At 29.9% G+C, this 17363-nt stretch carries 16 protein-coding genes; 13 read left to right on the top strand and 3 right to left on the bottom strand.

Features of this window, described 5'->3' with window-relative positions; genetic code table 11:
• The first annotated feature begins 77 nt into the window (after window positions 1-77).
• From RSA29_RS11155 to RSA29_RS11185, 7 genes are all read left to right on the top strand, one after another.
• Window positions 78-611, top strand: a complete 534-nt coding sequence (locus tag RSA29_RS11155; protein ID WP_346942908.1) for a hypothetical protein — start codon at window positions 78-80, stop codon at window positions 609-611.
• 232 nt (window positions 612-843) lie between these two features.
• Window positions 844-1623, top strand: coding sequence for a glutamate racemase (gene murI / locus RSA29_RS11160; RefSeq protein WP_346942907.1), 780 nt, complete (start codon window positions 844-846; stop codon window positions 1621-1623).
• Between the two features lie 113 nt (window positions 1624-1736).
• Window positions 1737-2252: a peptidylprolyl isomerase gene (locus RSA29_RS11165; protein WP_346942906.1), complete on the top strand. Its 516-nt coding sequence runs from the start codon at window positions 1737-1739 to the stop codon at window positions 2250-2252.
• A 15-nt stretch (window positions 2253-2267) separates the two neighbouring features.
• Window positions 2268-2639 carry a DUF3783 domain-containing protein gene (locus RSA29_RS11170; RefSeq protein ID WP_346942905.1) on the top strand — a complete coding sequence of 124 codons (372 nt, stop codon included), beginning with the start codon at window positions 2268-2270 and terminating at the stop codon, window positions 2637-2639.
• A 107-nt stretch (window positions 2640-2746) separates the two neighbouring features.
• A complete protein-coding gene (locus RSA29_RS11175) occupies window positions 2747-3430 on the top strand; it encodes a helix-turn-helix domain-containing protein (protein WP_346933774.1) in 684 nt (227 codons plus the stop codon).
• Window positions 3431-3530: 100 nt separating this feature from the next.
• Window positions 3531-5240 carry a S8 family peptidase gene (locus tag RSA29_RS11180; RefSeq protein ID WP_346942904.1) on the top strand — a complete coding sequence of 570 codons (1710 nt, stop codon included), beginning with the start codon at window positions 3531-3533 and terminating at the stop codon, window positions 5238-5240.
• A gap of 131 nt (window positions 5241-5371) precedes the next feature.
• Complete coding sequence (locus tag RSA29_RS11185; RefSeq protein ID WP_346942903.1) at window positions 5372-6742, top strand: peptidoglycan-binding domain-containing protein; 1371 nt, start codon at window positions 5372-5374, stop codon at window positions 6740-6742.
• A gap of 294 nt (window positions 6743-7036) precedes the next feature.
• On the opposite strand, the gene RSA29_RS11190 is transcribed toward RSA29_RS11185, so the two are convergent.
• Window positions 7037-8338, bottom strand: coding sequence for a helix-turn-helix transcriptional regulator (locus tag RSA29_RS11190; protein WP_346942902.1), 1302 nt, complete (start codon window positions 8336-8338; stop codon window positions 7037-7039).
• Window positions 8339-8702: 364 nt separating this feature from the next.
• Here RSA29_RS11190 and RSA29_RS11195 point away from each other — a divergent pair, with 364 nt between their 5' ends.
• The 6 genes from RSA29_RS11195 (at window position 8703) to RSA29_RS11220 (ending at window position 14689) form a co-directional block, all read left to right on the top strand.
• Entirely contained in the window at window positions 8703-9185 is a 483-nt protein-coding gene (locus RSA29_RS11195; protein WP_346942901.1) for a hypothetical protein, read from the top strand.
• Between the two features lie 151 nt (window positions 9186-9336).
• The gene (locus RSA29_RS11200; RefSeq protein WP_346942900.1) at window positions 9337-9591 is read left to right on the top strand and encodes a hypothetical protein; all 255 of its coding nucleotides are present in this window, start codon (window positions 9337-9339) and stop codon (window positions 9589-9591) included.
• A gap of 84 nt (window positions 9592-9675) precedes the next feature.
• Window positions 9676-10410: a M48 family metalloprotease gene (locus tag RSA29_RS11205; protein WP_346942899.1), complete on the top strand. Its 735-nt coding sequence runs from the start codon at window positions 9676-9678 to the stop codon at window positions 10408-10410.
• A 236-nt stretch (window positions 10411-10646) separates the two neighbouring features.
• Window positions 10647-11324, top strand: coding sequence for a response regulator transcription factor (locus RSA29_RS11210; RefSeq protein WP_346942898.1), 678 nt, complete (start codon window positions 10647-10649; stop codon window positions 11322-11324).
• Between the two features lies 1 nt (window position 11325).
• Entirely contained in the window at window positions 11326-12870 is a 1545-nt protein-coding gene (locus RSA29_RS11215; RefSeq protein ID WP_346942897.1) for a HAMP domain-containing sensor histidine kinase, read from the top strand.
• A gap of 25 nt (window positions 12871-12895) precedes the next feature.
• Window positions 12896-14689 (top strand): heme NO-binding domain-containing protein, encoded by a 1794-nt coding sequence (locus RSA29_RS11220; RefSeq protein ID WP_346942896.1) that lies wholly within the window; start codon window positions 12896-12898, stop codon window positions 14687-14689.
• Between the two features lie 208 nt (window positions 14690-14897).
• Here RSA29_RS11220 and RSA29_RS11225 read toward each other — a convergent pair whose 3' ends face one another.
• Both RSA29_RS11225 and RSA29_RS11230 read right to left on the bottom strand, forming a co-directional pair.
• Entirely contained in the window at window positions 14898-15803 is a 906-nt protein-coding gene (locus RSA29_RS11225) for a radical SAM protein (protein WP_346942895.1), read from the bottom strand.
• A gap of 222 nt (window positions 15804-16025) precedes the next feature.
• Window positions 16026-17096, bottom strand: coding sequence for a transporter (locus RSA29_RS11230; protein ID WP_346942894.1), 1071 nt, complete (start codon window positions 17094-17096; stop codon window positions 16026-16028).
• Window positions 17097-17363: the final 267 nt, after the last annotated feature.

The following is a 17363-nucleotide window of genomic DNA, read 5'->3' on the forward strand; positions in this document are numbered from 1 at the left end:
GTTAGAATTATCAAATAATATAGTGTATAATGATATAGTGAAATATGGTTAAATTAATGATAGGGGGAATATGTTTTATGTTAAGTAGAATAAAGTTGAATTTAGAAACCGTTGAAGCTATGCTTTATTACTGGCAGGCAGCTGCTGAAAAGGATAATATAGCAGAATCTTTCTTTTATGATGTGGCAAAGATGCCAGGATTAACGGTGGCATATGATGATGAGTTTAATGGTGAATCAGTAAGAAGGGCTTTAAGTGCTATTAAAAATAGAGAGCCTTTTGATGGAACTAAGAAAGAGAAGAAATTTTGGAATAATAATATGTGGATGATGGAAGATTTAGAATTTACTAGAGCTATGGCGGCACCACTTAAAACTTTAAACATAGATTCGCTTATTAGTGAATTTAAAAATGTGGAAAACAAACATAACTATGAGGAAGTAGAAGTGATTTTCTCACCACTACATTCCGATGAGTATCTAATAAGTGGGAATAAATTAGTTGTAAATTTCTTTAGAATTAAGATAGATCTTATAGATGGTACTGCAAAAATACATGATATAGAGATGATTGAGTATATCAAAGAAAAAATTAAAGAGTTATTAGGTTAAAGAATTAATTTTAAAATATAAAATTAAAGTAAAATGGAAAAAATATCAATATAAATTTTGCATTTTAAATCTTTAATTTTAAATTTCTAAAAATAACAGTATAAATAATTTATACTGTTATTTTTATATAATGCATGTCTACTACTTTTAATAAGTTTTTAGCTGTAGTATTATAATTATAGAGATTTCTAGTAAAACTCTAAAAAAAGTATGTAAAGTGGTGTTATTAAAGATGGACAGGAATCATTTTAGTATAGGATTTTTCGATTCAGGTGTTGGTGGTATAAGTGTTCTAAGAGAAGCTGTAAAAGTTTTGCCAAGGGAAAATTATATATATTTTGGAGACTCTAAAAATGCTCCGTACGGTACAAAGACTCCTGAGGAAGTTAGAGGGTTATCCTTCAATGTAATAGATAAACTTATAGAAATGAAGGTTAAGGCTATAGTTGTCGCTTGCAATACTGCCACGAGCATTGCAATTGATGCATTAAGGGAAAAGTATAGCTCTATACCAATAATAGGCATAGAACCAGCATTAAAGCCCGCAGTAGAGTCATGTGGAGCTGGAACTATAGTAATAATGGCAACGCCAATGACATTAGCGGAGAATAAATTTAGTGCATTAAGAGAAAAATATAGCAAAACTGCAAAGATAATTCCAATGCCTTGTGATGGGTTGGTTGAAATCATAGAGGGTGGAAATACAAGTGGATATATTGTCGAGGATTACCTTGAAAATAAGTTCAAAGATATTCCAAAGGAAAATATATCAGCAGTAGTTCTTGGGTGTACACATTATCCATTTATAAAAGAGTCATTAGTTAAGGTCATAAATGACAAGGTTACTATTATAGATGGAAGCCTAGGAACCGTTAAGCAATTGAAAAGAATGCTAGAAAATGAAAATTTATTAAATGATAGTGGTAATATAGGTAGTGTTAAGGTCTTGAACTCTAAAGAAGAAAGACGATTAATAGATTTATCCTATAAATTACTTGAAGAAAGTAAGTAATAGAAATTTAATAAAGTATAGAATCTAGAGTCAACACATAATAATTACTAAGAGGTAATTAAGGTGTATAGACATCATATAGATAATAAAATAAAAAGAAAAGAGGAAGATATATGAATCCAATAGTAACTTTTAAAATGGAAAACGGAAAAATAATGAAAGCTGAATTATATCCAGAGATAGCACCAAATAGTGTGAAAAACTTTTTAGACTTAGCATACAAGGGATATTACGATGGACTTATATTTCATAGAGTAATACCTGGATTTATGATTCAAGGTGGATGCCCAGAAAAATCAGGAATGGGTGGACCAGGATATTCAATAAAGGGTGAGTTCAGTGGTAACGGATTTAAGAATGATTTAAAACATACTAAAGGTGTTTTATCTATGGCTAGAGCGCAGCATCCAGATTCAGCTGGTTCTCAATTCTTTATTATGGTTGCAAATTCTCCTCACTTAGATGGAAGCTATGCAGGATTTGGTAAATTAATCGAAGGTGAAGAAGTTGCAGATGAAATAGTTAAAACTAAGACAGATAGAAGAGATAGACCTTATGAAGATCAAGTAATCGAATCTGTTACAATAGAGACTTTCGGAGTTAACTACGGTGAGCCTGAAAGAGTTTAAGTAAGGAGTTTGAATATGGATATACTTAAGGAAAGATTAATTATAGCTTATGGTCTTGATGATGAAGAAATAGAGAAGCTTAATCTAAGGTTTAAGGATGTGTGTAAAAGATCATGCCTGATAATATCAGAAGATATGGGGAATTACACATTGCAGCATATCCTACAAGAAGAAAAAGTAGAAGGCAGTAGCATAGCACTTCCAAAGGAAAAGGTTATTATATTCAATGGCTTTTTAGGGGTGTATCTTCAACAATCAGTAAAAAAGGTTAGAGAAGTTTTAGGCGCAAAGCCGATACTTGCCTCAACTACGCCTAATTCAATAAAGATGTCTCTTAATGAATTAGTAGACCATCTAGTAAAAGAAAGAGCTTTTTATAACAAATAAGGTATATTAAATAATACCTAGTTTCTAATATGCTCAAATAGAAATCCTCTATTTATAGAGGATTTCTATGTATCCAAATAAGGGGATAGGTAAGGAGGAGTACAATCATGAGTAGTGTTGGAGAAAGAATTAAACAGAGTAGAACTGTTAAAGGAATGACTCAAAAACAATTGGCAAAAAAACTTGGGGTTTCCGAAAGTTATATAAATGAAGTAGAAACTGGAAGAAAAGTTGTGGAAGAGAAGTTTATAGAGAGAGTAGGCAAGGTGCTTGGCGGAGATTTATCGGAAATGACTACATTATTTGATAATATAGCATATGAAGAAAGAAAACAAAATGATAATGAAGCTCCTAGGGCTAAAGCTAATAAAGTAAAGGAAACTATAAATGAAGTATGGAATGATGCTTTTGGTTCAGTTTTAAAATCTGTAGGAATTTATAATTATGATTTAAATAAACCAATAGGGAAAAAAGAATTACCGGTTATATCTAACAAAGTAGAAGGATTTTCACAAGATAAGGTTTTATATATTAAAATTAAGAATGACGATTTACTAGGATTTAGAATATGTGAGGGTGATTTAGCTCTGGCTAATTTAACATCAGAGATAGAGAGTAATAAAATATTTTTAATTGATGTAAATGGGGAGAGAGTGCTTCGTCAGTTAAAGAGATTAGATAGTAATAAGATTTTAATAATAAGTAATAAAAATATGGTAAAAACAGAAACTGCTCATCCTAAGGATATCAAGGTTATTGCAAAGCTTAATAGACTTGAAATTGAATTATAAAACAGAAGGGTTATAGTCAGATAATATTATTTTATCTGACTATAACCCTTTTTATACTATATTCATATTATGAATATATAAATATTTTGAGGTGATAGGTTTGGAGAAGAGTGAAGGGTTATTAGATTTTCTAATTAATATACCAAATGATATACGGCAGAAGGTTATTGGGAGTTATAGCTATGAAGATATATTATCAAATAAAGTTGAATTAGTTGTACTTTATGGTGGTGATGCAGCAACCTTAAAGCTGAGTATTGAGGATATTGGAGGAACTTTTGATGATTTAGGATATGGATTTGGGATTATAACAATAAATGGATCGCTTATTCCTCAATTATCTAGTGTGAGGCAGATTAATTTTATAGAACTCCCTAAAAATTTATTCTTAACATTTGAACCTAGCAATAGAGCATCTTGTATAACAGAAGTAAATTCTAATTACAGTTTATATGGGGAAGGTGTGCTTATAGGATTTATTGACTCCGGAATAGATTATAGGAATCTTGCGTTTAGAGAGGAAAATGGTGATACCAGGATAGATTTTATATATGATTTAGATAAAGGTGGAATAGTATATACTAAAGAGCAAATAAATGAAGCCTTGAAAAGTCCTGACCCATATTCTGTGGTTGACCATGAGGATAGGCTAGGTCATGGTACACATGTAGCTGGAATAGCATGTGCAGGTGGGAGAATACCGAGAATAAATTATGGAGTAGCACCTAAAAGTTCTATAGCAATGGTAAAGATGACAAGAGAAGCAGGGGGGGTATCAGGAAAGAGTACTCAGTTAATGAGAGGAATAAAATTCTTAGTTGATAAATCATATGAGGTGAATAAGCCTCTAGTAATAAACATAAGTTTTAGTACCAATGATGGAGCACATAATGGGGGAAGTTTACTAGAGCGGTATATTAATGCGGTTTCTACAGTTCAAAGGGTTACTATTGTTATAGCAGCAGGGAATGAAGGTAATACGGCACATCATATAGGCGGACAATTAAAAGAAAATCAAAGTATACAACTAAATATTGGGAAGGAAGAAAGGGCAATTATAATTAACCTGTATAAAAGCTTTCTAAAAGATATCACATTAACTATTGTGTCTCCAAATGGTTCATCAAGTGGGCCTATGAGGCTAACAAGATCTATAAATAGTGGCAAACTTGGTGGTAGTCAGTATTTTGTATATTATAGTGGACCAACACCGTTTGATATTGATGGAGAGACCATAATAGTTCTTTCTGGAGTGGGTGATAATCCTATAAGCAATGGTATATGGACTATGAATATGGTAACTAGCACTAGGTATATAGGCGGATATGATATGTGGCTGCCTATTGCGGAAGGTTTAAATACTGCAACTAGGTTCTTAAGTCCAACTGTAAACAATACTGTAGGAATACCAGGGACTGTAGCATCCGTTATAACTGTAGGAAGTTATAACTATATAAATTCAAATATATCTTCATTTTCAGGAAGAGGGAACGCTATGTTGAGTCCAGTGAAACCGGAGATAGTAGCACCGGGAGAGAAGATATACTCAAGCACACAAACAGGAGGCTTTACTCCTAAATCAGGAACATCTATGTCAACTCCGCAAGTAGCGGGGGCAAGTGGACTTTTAATGGAGTTTGGAATTGTAAATGGAAAAGATCCATATTTATATGGTGATAGATTAAAGTATTTTCTATTAAAGGGTGCTAGGCGAAATCGGATAGATGTGGAATATCCTAATAATAGTTGGGGCTACGGAGCTTTATGCTTAGTAAATGCAATCAATATTTGGAATGATGAGGTGCAGTAGTAGAGATGAAATAGTATAAGCTGGATAGTGTGAATAACTTTAATAAATTTCATTATTTAAGTAGCTAGGTGTAACTTTTTTACGATTATAATCATAATATATAATTGAAGTATTATTATGAGGAGCATATTATGCCAGATATAGGTAAATTGCAAGTTCAATTGTATAAAGTTAATACTGCTATACCAATAACTAATGCGGCAGTTACAATAACTAGAGTGGATGGAGACACAAGAGAACAAATGGGAATGCTTACTACAGATGCCGACGGACAAACAAAGATAATAGAGTTGCAAACACCACCAGTGGATAGATCTATTGATCCAAATAATAAATTAATTCCATATAGTCTTTATGATGTGAAGGTTGTGGCAGAAGGGTTTAGGGATGTACTTGTAAAGGGATGTCAGATATTGCCTTACCAAACAGCGCTTCAGATATGTAACTTGATTCCATTAAATGTTAATAGAGAGAATGAAGAAGGTGGGGAGGAAAAAAGAATAATAGCCATACCACCAAATGTGCAATTCGGAGATTTTCCACCTAAAATACCTGAAGATGAGGAGAAACCATTACCTCCACCACCAACTGGATTTGTAGTGCTGCCAGAACCAGTTGTTCCAGAGTTTATAACAGTTCATGCAGGTGTACCTACTAATACTGGAGCACCTAATTATACAGTGCCATATAAAGATTATATAAAAAATGTAGCTAGTGGCGAAATTTATGCTACATGGCCAGAAACAACTATAAGAGCTAATATATACTGTATAATTTCATTTACATTAAATAGAATATATACTGAGTGGTACAGAGGTAAAGGGTATAAATTTGATATAACTAATTCAACAGCTTATGATCAAGCTTTTTCTTATGGAAGGAATATATATGAAAACATAAGTTTAATAGTTGATGAGATTTTCTCAACTTATATTAAAAGAGCTGGAGCGAAACAACCGTTGTTTGCACAGTATTGCGATGGAAGAAATGTTAAATGCCCAGGATGGCTTACTCAATGGGGAAGCAAAGATTTAGGAGAACAAGGATATGTGCCATATGAAATATTGACTAACTTCTATGGTAATGATATTGTATTTGAAACAGCAAAAAATGTAGTTGGAAGTCCTGAATCATACCCAGGATATACCCTAAAAGAAGGTACTAGTGGAGAACCGGTTAAAACTGTACAGACATTTTTAAATAGAATAGCTCAAAACTATCCATTAATACCAAAGGTAGCGGTAGATGGAATATATAATCCAGCAACGACAGAGCAAGTAAAAGTATTTCAGAAGGTATTTAAATTACCACAAACAGGCCAAGTAGACTATGCAACTTGGTATAAGATATCCGACCTATATGTTGGAGTAACAAAGATAGCTGAACTAAGAAGTTCAACTGAAATAGGCACAGATTCAAAGGTAAGTTATGCATACTTTATACCTCACTGTCCATATAAGGGAGCAGTGGATGTACCAGAAATTAAATATCCTATGGATTAAATGGATTGTATTAAGGAAATATGTTTTAAATTAAAATCAATAAAAAGTTCATATTATTTTCGGTAAATAGTTTCAGAAACTTGATTTATTAATGGCTATGGGATGATTAAAATTGAACTGTAATGACTCATATTGTAGTGGTTATAGATTTTAATCATCCATTAGCCTAAGTAAGTTCAAGAATGTTGCAAATGGTATTATAACACATAGTACTAAAGTTTAATTTTAGCAATCATTTAAACATAGACTAGCTCCAAAAAGTAAAGAGCAGTTTAAGTTTAATGAAATTAATTATTATTGGGTATTGTATAAGAAGTAACTAGGTGAAGTTATATTAATAGAAATATGGTTATATTCATCATTATCGTATAATTTTTTATACTCAAGATATTTAATTTTAAAATTTTCATTTTTACTTATTACATATAAATTGTTATATGCAATACACACATCTAGATATCTTTTATTTTCAACTAAAAAATCTATGCATTTATTATAATGGATTTTAGCAAGATTATAGCTATTTTTCTTAGAATAAACATTAGCCATTATAAAATTGTAATCAATTTTATAAGATTCTTTTAGAATTCCATAATTTATTAATGCGTTTTTAACTAAAATTTCATCATGTTTATTTATGTTATAAAGAAGTACTAATTCGCAGATTTTAAAAGTATTGATAATATCAATACTTTTTAATTTATCTGAAATAGTGGAAATTACACTAGAAGCTTTTTCTATTTCATTTTTATATAGATATGCATTAAATAGGTTTATGTGACATTCGGCATATTCAAGGGTATCTCCAAGATAGCTGTTAAAGAATATGGCATTATTTATATGTTCAATGGCTTTATTATAATTTTTAATACAAAAGTAAGCTATATTCAAATTAACATGAATAGTTTTAAGCACACTAATAGGTAAGTTGTCAATGTTAGTTTTTAGAAAATTTTCATAAAAGTTAATAGCTTCACTATGTTTAGAGGTATAAAGATAATAAACACCTATATTATTAACAATAGCATAATATGAATTTATGTTATTTAGGTTATAGAGTTCTAAATAATTTAATGCTTTTTTTAGTAAATCCAAGTTTTCATCTGATTGGAATGAGTTAACAATCAGTCGTCTAAGGGTCACTATAGCAATAGCCAAGTTTTCACAGTATAAAGGTTTTAGGTCTTCATTTAGAAGATGAAAAAAATTTTCGCACTTTAATAAAAGGGCTTTACTTTCTTGGCTCAAATCTAATTTATAATAACTTAAACCTATGTAATAGGTAGTAATAAAGTCATAAGGGGTAAAAATATCGATAATTTCATGATATTTTTTATTATTATATAAATCTTTTAATTTCAAACTTGTATTTGATATAAATACGTTATTTAAAGACTGTTCGTATAATAGTAAAGCATTTATGGGTATATTTACCATTTTAGAGATGTGCATAAGCTGGGGAATTGAAGGGAAAATATATCCATTTTCAATTTTGCTCAAAGTTGTCCTATCAAGAAAATCACAACTTAAATCATTTTGAGTTAGTTGTGCACCCTTACGAAAAGTTTTGATTTTCAAACCTATATTCTTTTTCAAATAATCACCCTTTTCTAAGTTTATAAAAAATATATTTAATGGTTAATACAAGTTTATTTTATTAATATAGATGTAATAAAATAAACAATTACTATAATTATAATTGTAACATATTTGAATTACATTTAAAAATAGTTAAGAATGTAAAAGTATATATAAAACAATTCAAGAAAAATAAAAAATGTGAATTATTTGCACAAAAAAAAAGAAATAAGGGATGAAGTTATAAAATGTTAGATATATAAAGTTATAAAGGACTATATGAAAAACTAGCAATAATATAGAAGTATATGACAATATATGAAGATTGAGATAAATTTAAAAAATAGATAAGATTAATACATTAAGTAAGGGAGTTGAATATATGAAAAACTCTATTAAAAAAGTTATAATAATAAATCTGATTAGTTATGTTAGTAATTTTTTATTTTCCTATACATATTCAAATAAAATTATTGATAGCACAATGGTAATTTTAGGAGTATGGTCATTGACGCCATATTTAATTCTTACTGTTTCGAGATTTATAATGGCTACAGATAATAGAGAAGAATTTAAAGTGTTTAAAAAAGAGGCTTTAGCCGATTGGATTGTAAGAGCAATATCATGTATTATTGTTTTTCAAGAATTTAAGTTTGGATTTATGTCTAGAGAATATATAATTCAACAGGCTATATTATCTAGTTTACTACTTATAAACGTAGCATTAGAGTTCAAAATGTACAATAAAACAAAAGTCTATAGTAGCTTTGAAAAGAATGATAAAAGTAAGGAAAAAATTTCAGAAAAAGAAAAACAAAATATAAAAAATATAGGAAAGGCATCTACTTTAGGGCTAATATACTAATTATATTTTGTGCGATATCACTGTCAGTACCCTTGACTACTCATAATGGCGCAGGTGAACCGGCTAAACTAATAGCCATTTTTTCTTCAATTTGTACTTTTTTATGGTTTATATATGAAAATTATAGAAAATGTACTTTACTTTATTTTATTTGGGAAAAAAAGCAACAATGATTTCTATAAGAGATGGAATTTATGGAAGCATAGGCTTTGTTATATGTTTATTATCTGCATTTGAAGTTTTCGGGGCAAATGATTTAATTTATTCAGTATCAGTATTTATAGGGATTTTATTAGTACAACCAACTATAAAAACTAATAGAAAAATTGCGTTGAGATATAGAGAGATTGTAAGTATACTAGGTGATAAGTTTGAGTTGTATTTCACATGCAAAGGTAAAAAATAGAAATTATATATTGTTACTATTATATTGAATCATTGAAAAGGTAATAAAGGATTATAGTAAGTAGTACTTTTAATGGGGGGGAGAATGAGAATTAAATACAAAACTAAACTAGGCGGTATTATATTTTATATAATAATAATAGTGTTAATTTATATTACTATTTTTAATGTAAAGTATTATTTGGCAAAGCTTATAGCGTTATCTTTAGCAGCTATGTGTGTTAATTTGGCAAACAATTCAAATCTAATTAAAACTGCAAGTTTGAAGGAAAGTAAAGTTAATGAAATAGAATTGGATATTGATTGTGAAATATATACTGTAGATAAGAAGTTAATGGGTAATAATAATGTGGCAGCTGTAGGTTTATTTTCACGAAAAATCTTTATAGAAAGAGATGTTCAAATTAAGCTTAACAAAATGGAATTATATGCTGTTATAATGCATGAAGTGGGACATTTAAAAAATAAGCACGGAGTAAAGTTGTTTTTATGGAGATACATCTCAACTGCAATTACAGCTTATGGACTTCATATGATGAGTTATGGAAATAGTAAAATAAATTATTTTATCACTATTGTAGGAATAATTACTGTTTTTTTACTTAATATCTATATGAAAAAGACAGAACATATAGCAGACGATTATGCATTAAAAAATGGATGTGATAAAACAGATTTAATTCAGGCTTTAAATAAAATAAATGATATGAACGTAAGTGATAGAAGAAAAATGGTTATTACTAATGATTCACATCCACAATTGGGAAAAAGAATTGATCATATTGAAGATACTTGTTGTAAGATGAAATTTAACCAATAAAAAATCTATAGTGGATTATTAAAATGTACCCAATGAAGTGAGCATTAAAAAGTTTACTCCATTGGGTGTTTTTATTTGTAATAGTAATATATTTTAGAGGGGGTGAATTTGGATAGTGAAAGTGTAAGTGATTGATGCCTAAATACTTTAAGGATATAATTAGATTTAAAATATAAATCTTTTCACAATATAGGATATAATTAGAAATACAAAATTAGAAGTGGGGAATTAATACTATGAATAATATAAATATATTATTAGTTGATGATGAGGAGAACATTAGAAATTTATTACAAGCATATTTAAAGAAGGATGGGTTTGGTATATTTCATGCGAGCAATGGCGAAGAGGCTATAAAATCCATGGAAACAGAGGATATACATATAGTTATTCTAGATATAATGATGCCTATTATGAATGGTTTTGAGACCTTAAGAATTATAAGAAATAAATGGTCAACACCAGTAATTATGCTTAGCGCCAAGGATGAAGAGGAAGATAAGCTTCTAGCTTTAGGTTTTGGAGCAGATAATTATGAGAATAAGCCCTTTAGCCCTAAGGTATTAGTTGCAAAGATTAAGGCTCTGGCAAAAAGGATATATGGCGAAAAAATAAATGATTTTGCAGGAGAGCATGTAGGTGATCTTTATATTGATGAAGAGGCTCATAAAATTAGTGTTGAAGGGGAGGATATTAACCTTTCACCAACCGAGTTTTCCTTACTTATATACTTACTTAAAAATAAAAATATAGTACTTACAAGGGAGCAAATTCTTACTAGTATCTGGGGTTATGAATTTGAGGGAGACATAAGAGTTGTAGATACAAGTATAAAAAGATTAAGAGAAAAATTAAAGCATATGAATAAAATTATAGTAACGGTTCGAGGATTTGGATATAAGATGGAGGTTTAATATGCGTCATTTTGAAGATTTACTTAACACCATAAAAAGTGTATTTGAAAACATGAAGGAAACAATAAAAAAGAATATAACTATGAAGATGTTCTTTGTAACTACTATAGTATTTATTACATTTTTAACTATAACACTTATAAGTCAAAGGGTGTTATTTGAAAAAATATATGATGATAAAAAGGAAACAGATATAAAAAATAACGTAATTAAGTTTAAGGATACGCTGAATACTGCAAAAAGTGAAAGTGCGATAATAGAGAGCATAAAGGGATTTGAGAGTAACTACAACACTTCAATAGGGGTTTTAAATACACAAAATAATTTAATGATAACTTTTAAGACTAATTCAGAAGCTATAGATAGTAAAAATAATGAGATTTTCAACTATATAATTAAAACCATAAGGTCAGATTCAAAGTTGTTAGCTAGAGTAATGTTATCAGAGCAAGTAACTATTTCCTTTATAATGCAAGATACAGGTACTAAATATTTAGCATCTGCAATTATGGATCAAAATAATATAATTATAGGATTTACGTCATTACAACATGTAAAGGAAGCTATGGGAGTCATAGGTATATTCTATAAGTATTTTTACATCGGAGCAATTGGAGTGATAGTCATATTATCGCTTATGTATTCAAAGATAATTACAAAGCCATTAAGGCAGCTAAATATGGTTGCTGCAAAGATGAGTAATTTAGATTTTAGTGAGAGATGTCAGGTTACATGTGAAGATGAAATTGGAAGTCTAGGTGATACATTAAACTTTTTAGGGGAAAATTTAGAAACCTCATTAAATTCTTTGAAAGAGATTAATAGAAACCTCCAAAGTGATATTGATAAAGAACGAGAAATAGAAAATATGAGGAAGGGATTTATTGCAGATGTATCTCATGAGTTAAAAACTCCAATTACTTTAATCAAAGGATATACAGAGGGTATAAAAGATGGAATATTCCTTGAAGATAATATAGAATCATCTCTAGATGTAATTATAGAAGAGGCAAATAAAATGAATAATTTAGTTAAAGATATGTTGCAGCTATCTTTATTAGAAGGTGGAAAGATAGTCATTCATGAAGAATTATTTTATATTGATGATTTATTAAAGAATGTTATAAAGAAGTTGCATCACAGTATCGATAATAAGGGTATAAATATAACTATGAGGCTTGATCATAGTATGGTTCAAGGCGATGTATTTAAAATAGAACAAGTGATAACTAATTTTCTCACAAATTCTATAAGGCACACAAATAATAATGGAAGTATACGTGTGGAGGTATATAACAATTATAGTGAGACGAAGGTGACTTTTGAGAATACAGGTGAGCATATTAAGGATGAGGAATTAGATAAAATATGGGTGAAGTTTTATAAAATAGATAGGTCAAGGAATAGGCGAGATGGTGGAACTGGACTTGGATTATCTATTGTAAAAAACATAGTAGATTTACATCAAGGTAAGTGTGGAGTAGAGAATACTTCTAGGGGGGTAAAGTTTTACTTTACGTTACCGTCTAAAATAAACGTTATGTAAAAAAAGAATAAGGGGATGGGGAATTATGAAGGGTACAGTAGTATCGATATGGATAAATACTTGTAGAAAACTATTTGATGAGTCACAAGTAGAAAAGGCAATGAATCATGCAGGATGGGATAGTGAAAGAGTCTTTTCTCCAATGGAAGACGTAAATGATGAAATAATAGATAAATTTATATCTAAGCTATCACAGATAAGAAATATTCCAAAGGATAAGCTTTGGAAAGATATTGGTAAAGATAACATAAAATCCTTTGTTAGTGTATATCCAATGTATTTCCATAAGAATAATGCATATGGATTTTTAAAATCAGTTTATAACATACATATAGCAATAGTTAAACAAATTAAAGGTGCTAAACCACCACTAGTAAGTATAGAGCAAACAGCAAGTAACAAGGCAGTAATGTCATATTCTTCAAAGAGAAAAATGTTTGATTATTTTATGGGGATGTTAGAAGGAACCTTTAATTACTATAATGAAGAGTTTAAGTTTGATATCATAGAGAAGACCTCAGATGGTATGAAAGTTGAAATCACCTTTGAAAAAGCAATCGGTAGTAAAAAAAATTATGCTTTTAATAAGATTTTATCCTTAGGGTTTATAAAGTCTATTTCAGCTAAAGCGTCTATATTTACATTTGTTGTAACACTTATAGGTAGCGGGCTTATATTAGGATTTAAGGATATTGTTTCTGTAATAGGAATAACAGCAGTATCCACTGTTGCAACCTTTATTGGGACAAGTTTATTATTTAAGCCAACTAAAGATATATTAAGGTTTAAAGAGCAGATGAAAAATGAAGAATCAAAAGAAGAGATTGAAATAAGTACTAAGGACATATTTGAGGATTTATTTAATGCTGTTAAGGATAGTTCAAATAGTAGTTCAGACGGGTTTTTAGAAGTTAAAGCAACTGTTGATGAAATGATTAATTATCTTGATAAGATAACAGTTATATCAGATAATATGGAAGGTGCTTCTAGTGAGATATCTACAGTTGTAGAGCAGATGTCAGATACAAGTGTAGATCAGGCTAACAATACAGAAATTGTAGCATCTGGATTAAATGATAATATTAGAGCTTTAAACACGGTGGTTAATAGTGAAAATGAAAATAAATTAGCAATGGAAGATACCGTGACAAAGATTAATGATGGAGTTAAGGAAATAAAAATTGTAAGTGATAATATTCAATTTACACTAGATAGATTCCAAGATGTAAAAGAAACTGGAATAAAATTAAATAATAAGGCAAGCGATATAACAAACATAGTATCGATAGTAGCCCAAATTTCTGACATGACAAATCTTTTAGCCTTAAATGCGTCTATAGAAGCTGCAAGAGCAGGAGAGCATGGAAGAGGGTTTGCAGTAGTTGCAGAGGAAGTAAGAAAATTAGCAGAGCAAACAAAGGATGCAGTTAAAGAGATAAATTTAAACCTCAAGGAATTTGCTGGAGACATCAAATTCACTGTAGATAGTATAGAAGAACAATGTGCAAATCTTCAAAATGAAACAGAAGGATTAGAGAGAATAAGGAATATAAGTGCATCAACAACAGTTGCAGTTGAAAAAGTAGCAGAATCTATGATTGTAACTATAAATGATTTAGGCAGAGAAGTTAAAGCAATAGAGGGTATGTATGAGAGTGTAGAATCCTTAGCAGCTATAGCGGAAGAGAATTCAGCAGCTTCTCAAGAGGTTAGTGCCAGTGTAAGCACTTATACTGAAGAAATGTTAGCGCTTACCAATGCAGTTAAGGAAATTAAAAGAATTTCTATTTACTTTGATGAACAATTAAGTAAGAACTAATAAAATAAGAAAGACATTCACATGATAATTTGTGAATGTCTTTTTAAACGTATTTATTTAAAATATAAGTTGGTAAAGTGTTGTTGTAGAATTATTTACCACTTTCAGAGCTTTTAATCATATAGAATTATTAAGTAACAATAAGCATCTTAAAAAATAATAAATCAGTATCTTTGACTTGTTATTTATTTAAGGTGTATTAGATAGATCAAATGCCTTGTAAATTAAAATTAGGCACATAAATGGTAGAGTTACTGCCTGACTCTTGTATAAAGGCATTTTTATAACCAAGGTCAACGCAGTGAGCTATAAGAGAATCATAGTGGCCAGGGTTGAGAGCTTTATTAATCTCAGGATACTTAGATGCTCTAAACATTGGAGTATATTGATTCATTAGGCTGAGAAATACTCGGTCACCAAAGGTTTTATATATGTACTCTACAATCTTTTTTGAATCAAATAATAATCCTGGTAACATAAGGTGACGTATGATAACGCCAGTTAGCATTAGTCCAGTATTATTAAAAATAGTGTCTCCAATTTGTAATACCATTTCTTCAATAACCTTTGAAGCTATATTAAAATAATTAGGAGCAGCAGAATATTTTATTGCGTATTTATCGTTAAAATATTTAAGGTCTGGAATATAAACATCTACATACCCTTTAAGAGCTTTAATACTTTCAAGATTTTCATAGCCATTAGAATTATAAACTATAGGGATGTGAAGACCTTGACCTTTAGCAATATCTAAGGCAGCAATAATTTGAGGTATATAGTGGGTAGGGTTAACTAAATTTATATTATGATATCCCTTAGCTTGCTGCTCAAGGAATATTTCACTAAGTCTTTCTATTGAAATTTCTTTTCCAATATCAGCTTGACTGATATCATGGTTTTGGCAAAATACACACCTTAAATTACAGTTTGAGAAGAATACGGTCCCAGAGCCTTTAGTTCCAGATATGCAAGGTTCTTCCCACATATGTCCATAAGCTTTAGCTACTTTTACAGTAGCTACACTTTTACAAAACCCTATATTTCCATTAATTCTATCGACACCACAATTTCGAGCACATACAGTGCAATTACTAAGACTGCTTAAATCTATCATAACTATCTCCTTAAAAATTTATACAATTAAGGCACCTTCAAAAATAAATAAGTCAGTATGTGAGGATATCTTGGGTTGTTATTTATTTTCAGATGACTAACATTAGTATAATTAAAGTTTAGGAAAAAGTGAAGTAGGGCATCTTCAAAAAATAAACAAGGCAGTATGTTCGAATATTTGCCTTGTTATTTATTTTTAGATGTCCAGATAAAGAGTTATTTATTATGTGTGGGATTTTTTTGTTTTAAAGTAGAAAATAATACATTGAGTTATAAATATTAAGCTGATTATTCCAAAGCCTGGATAAAGGAAAGTTATAAGCTTTTTAAAACCTATTTGTGAAATGGGAAGAGCCACTAAAAGAATAAGAACAACTCCTCTTTTATAAGGGATGTTATATTTTTTTTCAAGGGTCTTTCCAACACTATATATATCAGAGACCTCAGTGGAGAACATTTCACACCAGATTACACAAAGCAAAAGTATTTGAATTAAAGGTGTGAATTTACTAGCTACAAATAGTAGAGGTATCTCAAATCTGAAAATCTCAGGAGTATTTGCAATTAACATGGTATTTATTAAAGTGGCAAGGAGAGTCAAGGTTAGAGCACCAATGATTAAGCCTATAATCAAAACACGTTTTTTCTTTATCTCTTTGCTGATTGGAACTATAACACCACTACAAGAAAGCATGTTAAAGCCGGCATATAGGAATGCTGATATAATCCATTGATTTTTAATAATTAGATGTTTATTAATAGGAGCTTGTTTCATAAATTCTATAGTCATAGTATCCTTTGAAAATATTAGATGGAGTACAAATACTGTGATAACAATGGTAGTTAAAGTAGGAACAATGATAGAGTTAATTGCTATTAGTCCCTTAGTATCTTTTAAAAGTGTAAATAGTGTTACGACGGCCATTAATATAATACCAACAAACCTTGGTATTCCAAAGTATTGATAAAGTAGAGCACCACTTCCAGCTAAGATAATAGCAGCACCTGATACTAAGAAAAAGCTAGTTAGATAATCTGTAATTTTACCGAAAAAGCCAGGACTCACTAAGTTTATAAAGTCGGTGTAAGAGCCTAGGTTATACTGTAGACTTATAGAAACTATAACTGAACTCACAATTATGTAAAATACTGCGCAGATTATAAGTCCATAGAAACTTGCAAAGCCATAAGTAGAAAAAAATTGAGTTATCTCTTGACCAGAGGCAAGCCCAGCTCCTACAATTGTACCAATAAACACCGTGGCAGCTTGAAAAACTAATTTAAAATCCTTCAAAAAAATCCCCCCAATAATAGTACTTCTATATTTATATATAGTATCCACCTAAAATATGTGGAAAACTATAAAATTGTGGACAACTTTCAGAAGTACTGTGAGTAGTTTTTTAAATCCATGTGGATTTTAGTGAGTAAAAGAGTTAAAATTTATCTAAGGCATCTTCAAAAATAAACAAGTCAGTATGTTTGATTATTCACAGCTTTGACTTATTATTTATTTTCAGATACCTAATATCAAAATGTGAGTTTTAACAAAGGATAAATA

It is taken from the genome of Clostridium sp., from assembly GCF_036660475.1.
GTDB lineage: Bacteria > Bacillota > Clostridia > Clostridiales > Clostridiaceae > Clostridium_J.

Bases quoted from the DNA above. Each gene is read 5' to 3' on its own strand.
- murI (WP_346942907.1), top strand. From the start codon at position 844: ATGGACAGGAATCATTTTAGTATAGGATTTTTCGATTCAGGTGTTGGT.
- RSA29_RS11170 (WP_346942905.1), top strand. From the start codon at position 2,268: ATGGATATACTTAAGGAAAGATTAATTATAGCTTATGGTCTTGATGAT.
- RSA29_RS11155 (WP_346942908.1), top strand. From the start codon at position 78: ATGTTAAGTAGAATAAAGTTGAATTTAGAAACCGTTGAAGCTATGCTT.
- RSA29_RS11195 (WP_346942901.1), top strand. From the start codon at position 8,703: ATGAAAAACTCTATTAAAAAAGTTATAATAATAAATCTGATTAGTTAT.
- RSA29_RS11185 (WP_346942903.1), top strand. From the start codon at position 5,372: ATGCCAGATATAGGTAAATTGCAAGTTCAATTGTATAAAGTTAATACT.
- RSA29_RS11225 (WP_346942895.1), bottom strand. From the start codon at position 15,803: ATGATAGATTTAAGCAGTCTTAGTAATTGCACTGTATGTGCTCGAAAT.
- RSA29_RS11220 (WP_346942896.1), top strand. From the start codon at position 12,896: ATGAAGGGTACAGTAGTATCGATATGGATAAATACTTGTAGAAAACTA.
- RSA29_RS11215 (WP_346942897.1), top strand. From the start codon at position 11,326: ATGCGTCATTTTGAAGATTTACTTAACACCATAAAAAGTGTATTTGAA.
- RSA29_RS11205 (WP_346942899.1), top strand. From the start codon at position 9,676: ATGAGAATTAAATACAAAACTAAACTAGGCGGTATTATATTTTATATA.
- RSA29_RS11165 (WP_346942906.1), top strand. From the start codon at position 1,737: ATGAATCCAATAGTAACTTTTAAAATGGAAAACGGAAAAATAATGAAA.
- RSA29_RS11210 (WP_346942898.1), top strand. From the start codon at position 10,647: ATGAATAATATAAATATATTATTAGTTGATGATGAGGAGAACATTAGA.
- RSA29_RS11175 (WP_346933774.1), top strand. From the start codon at position 2,747: ATGAGTAGTGTTGGAGAAAGAATTAAACAGAGTAGAACTGTTAAAGGA.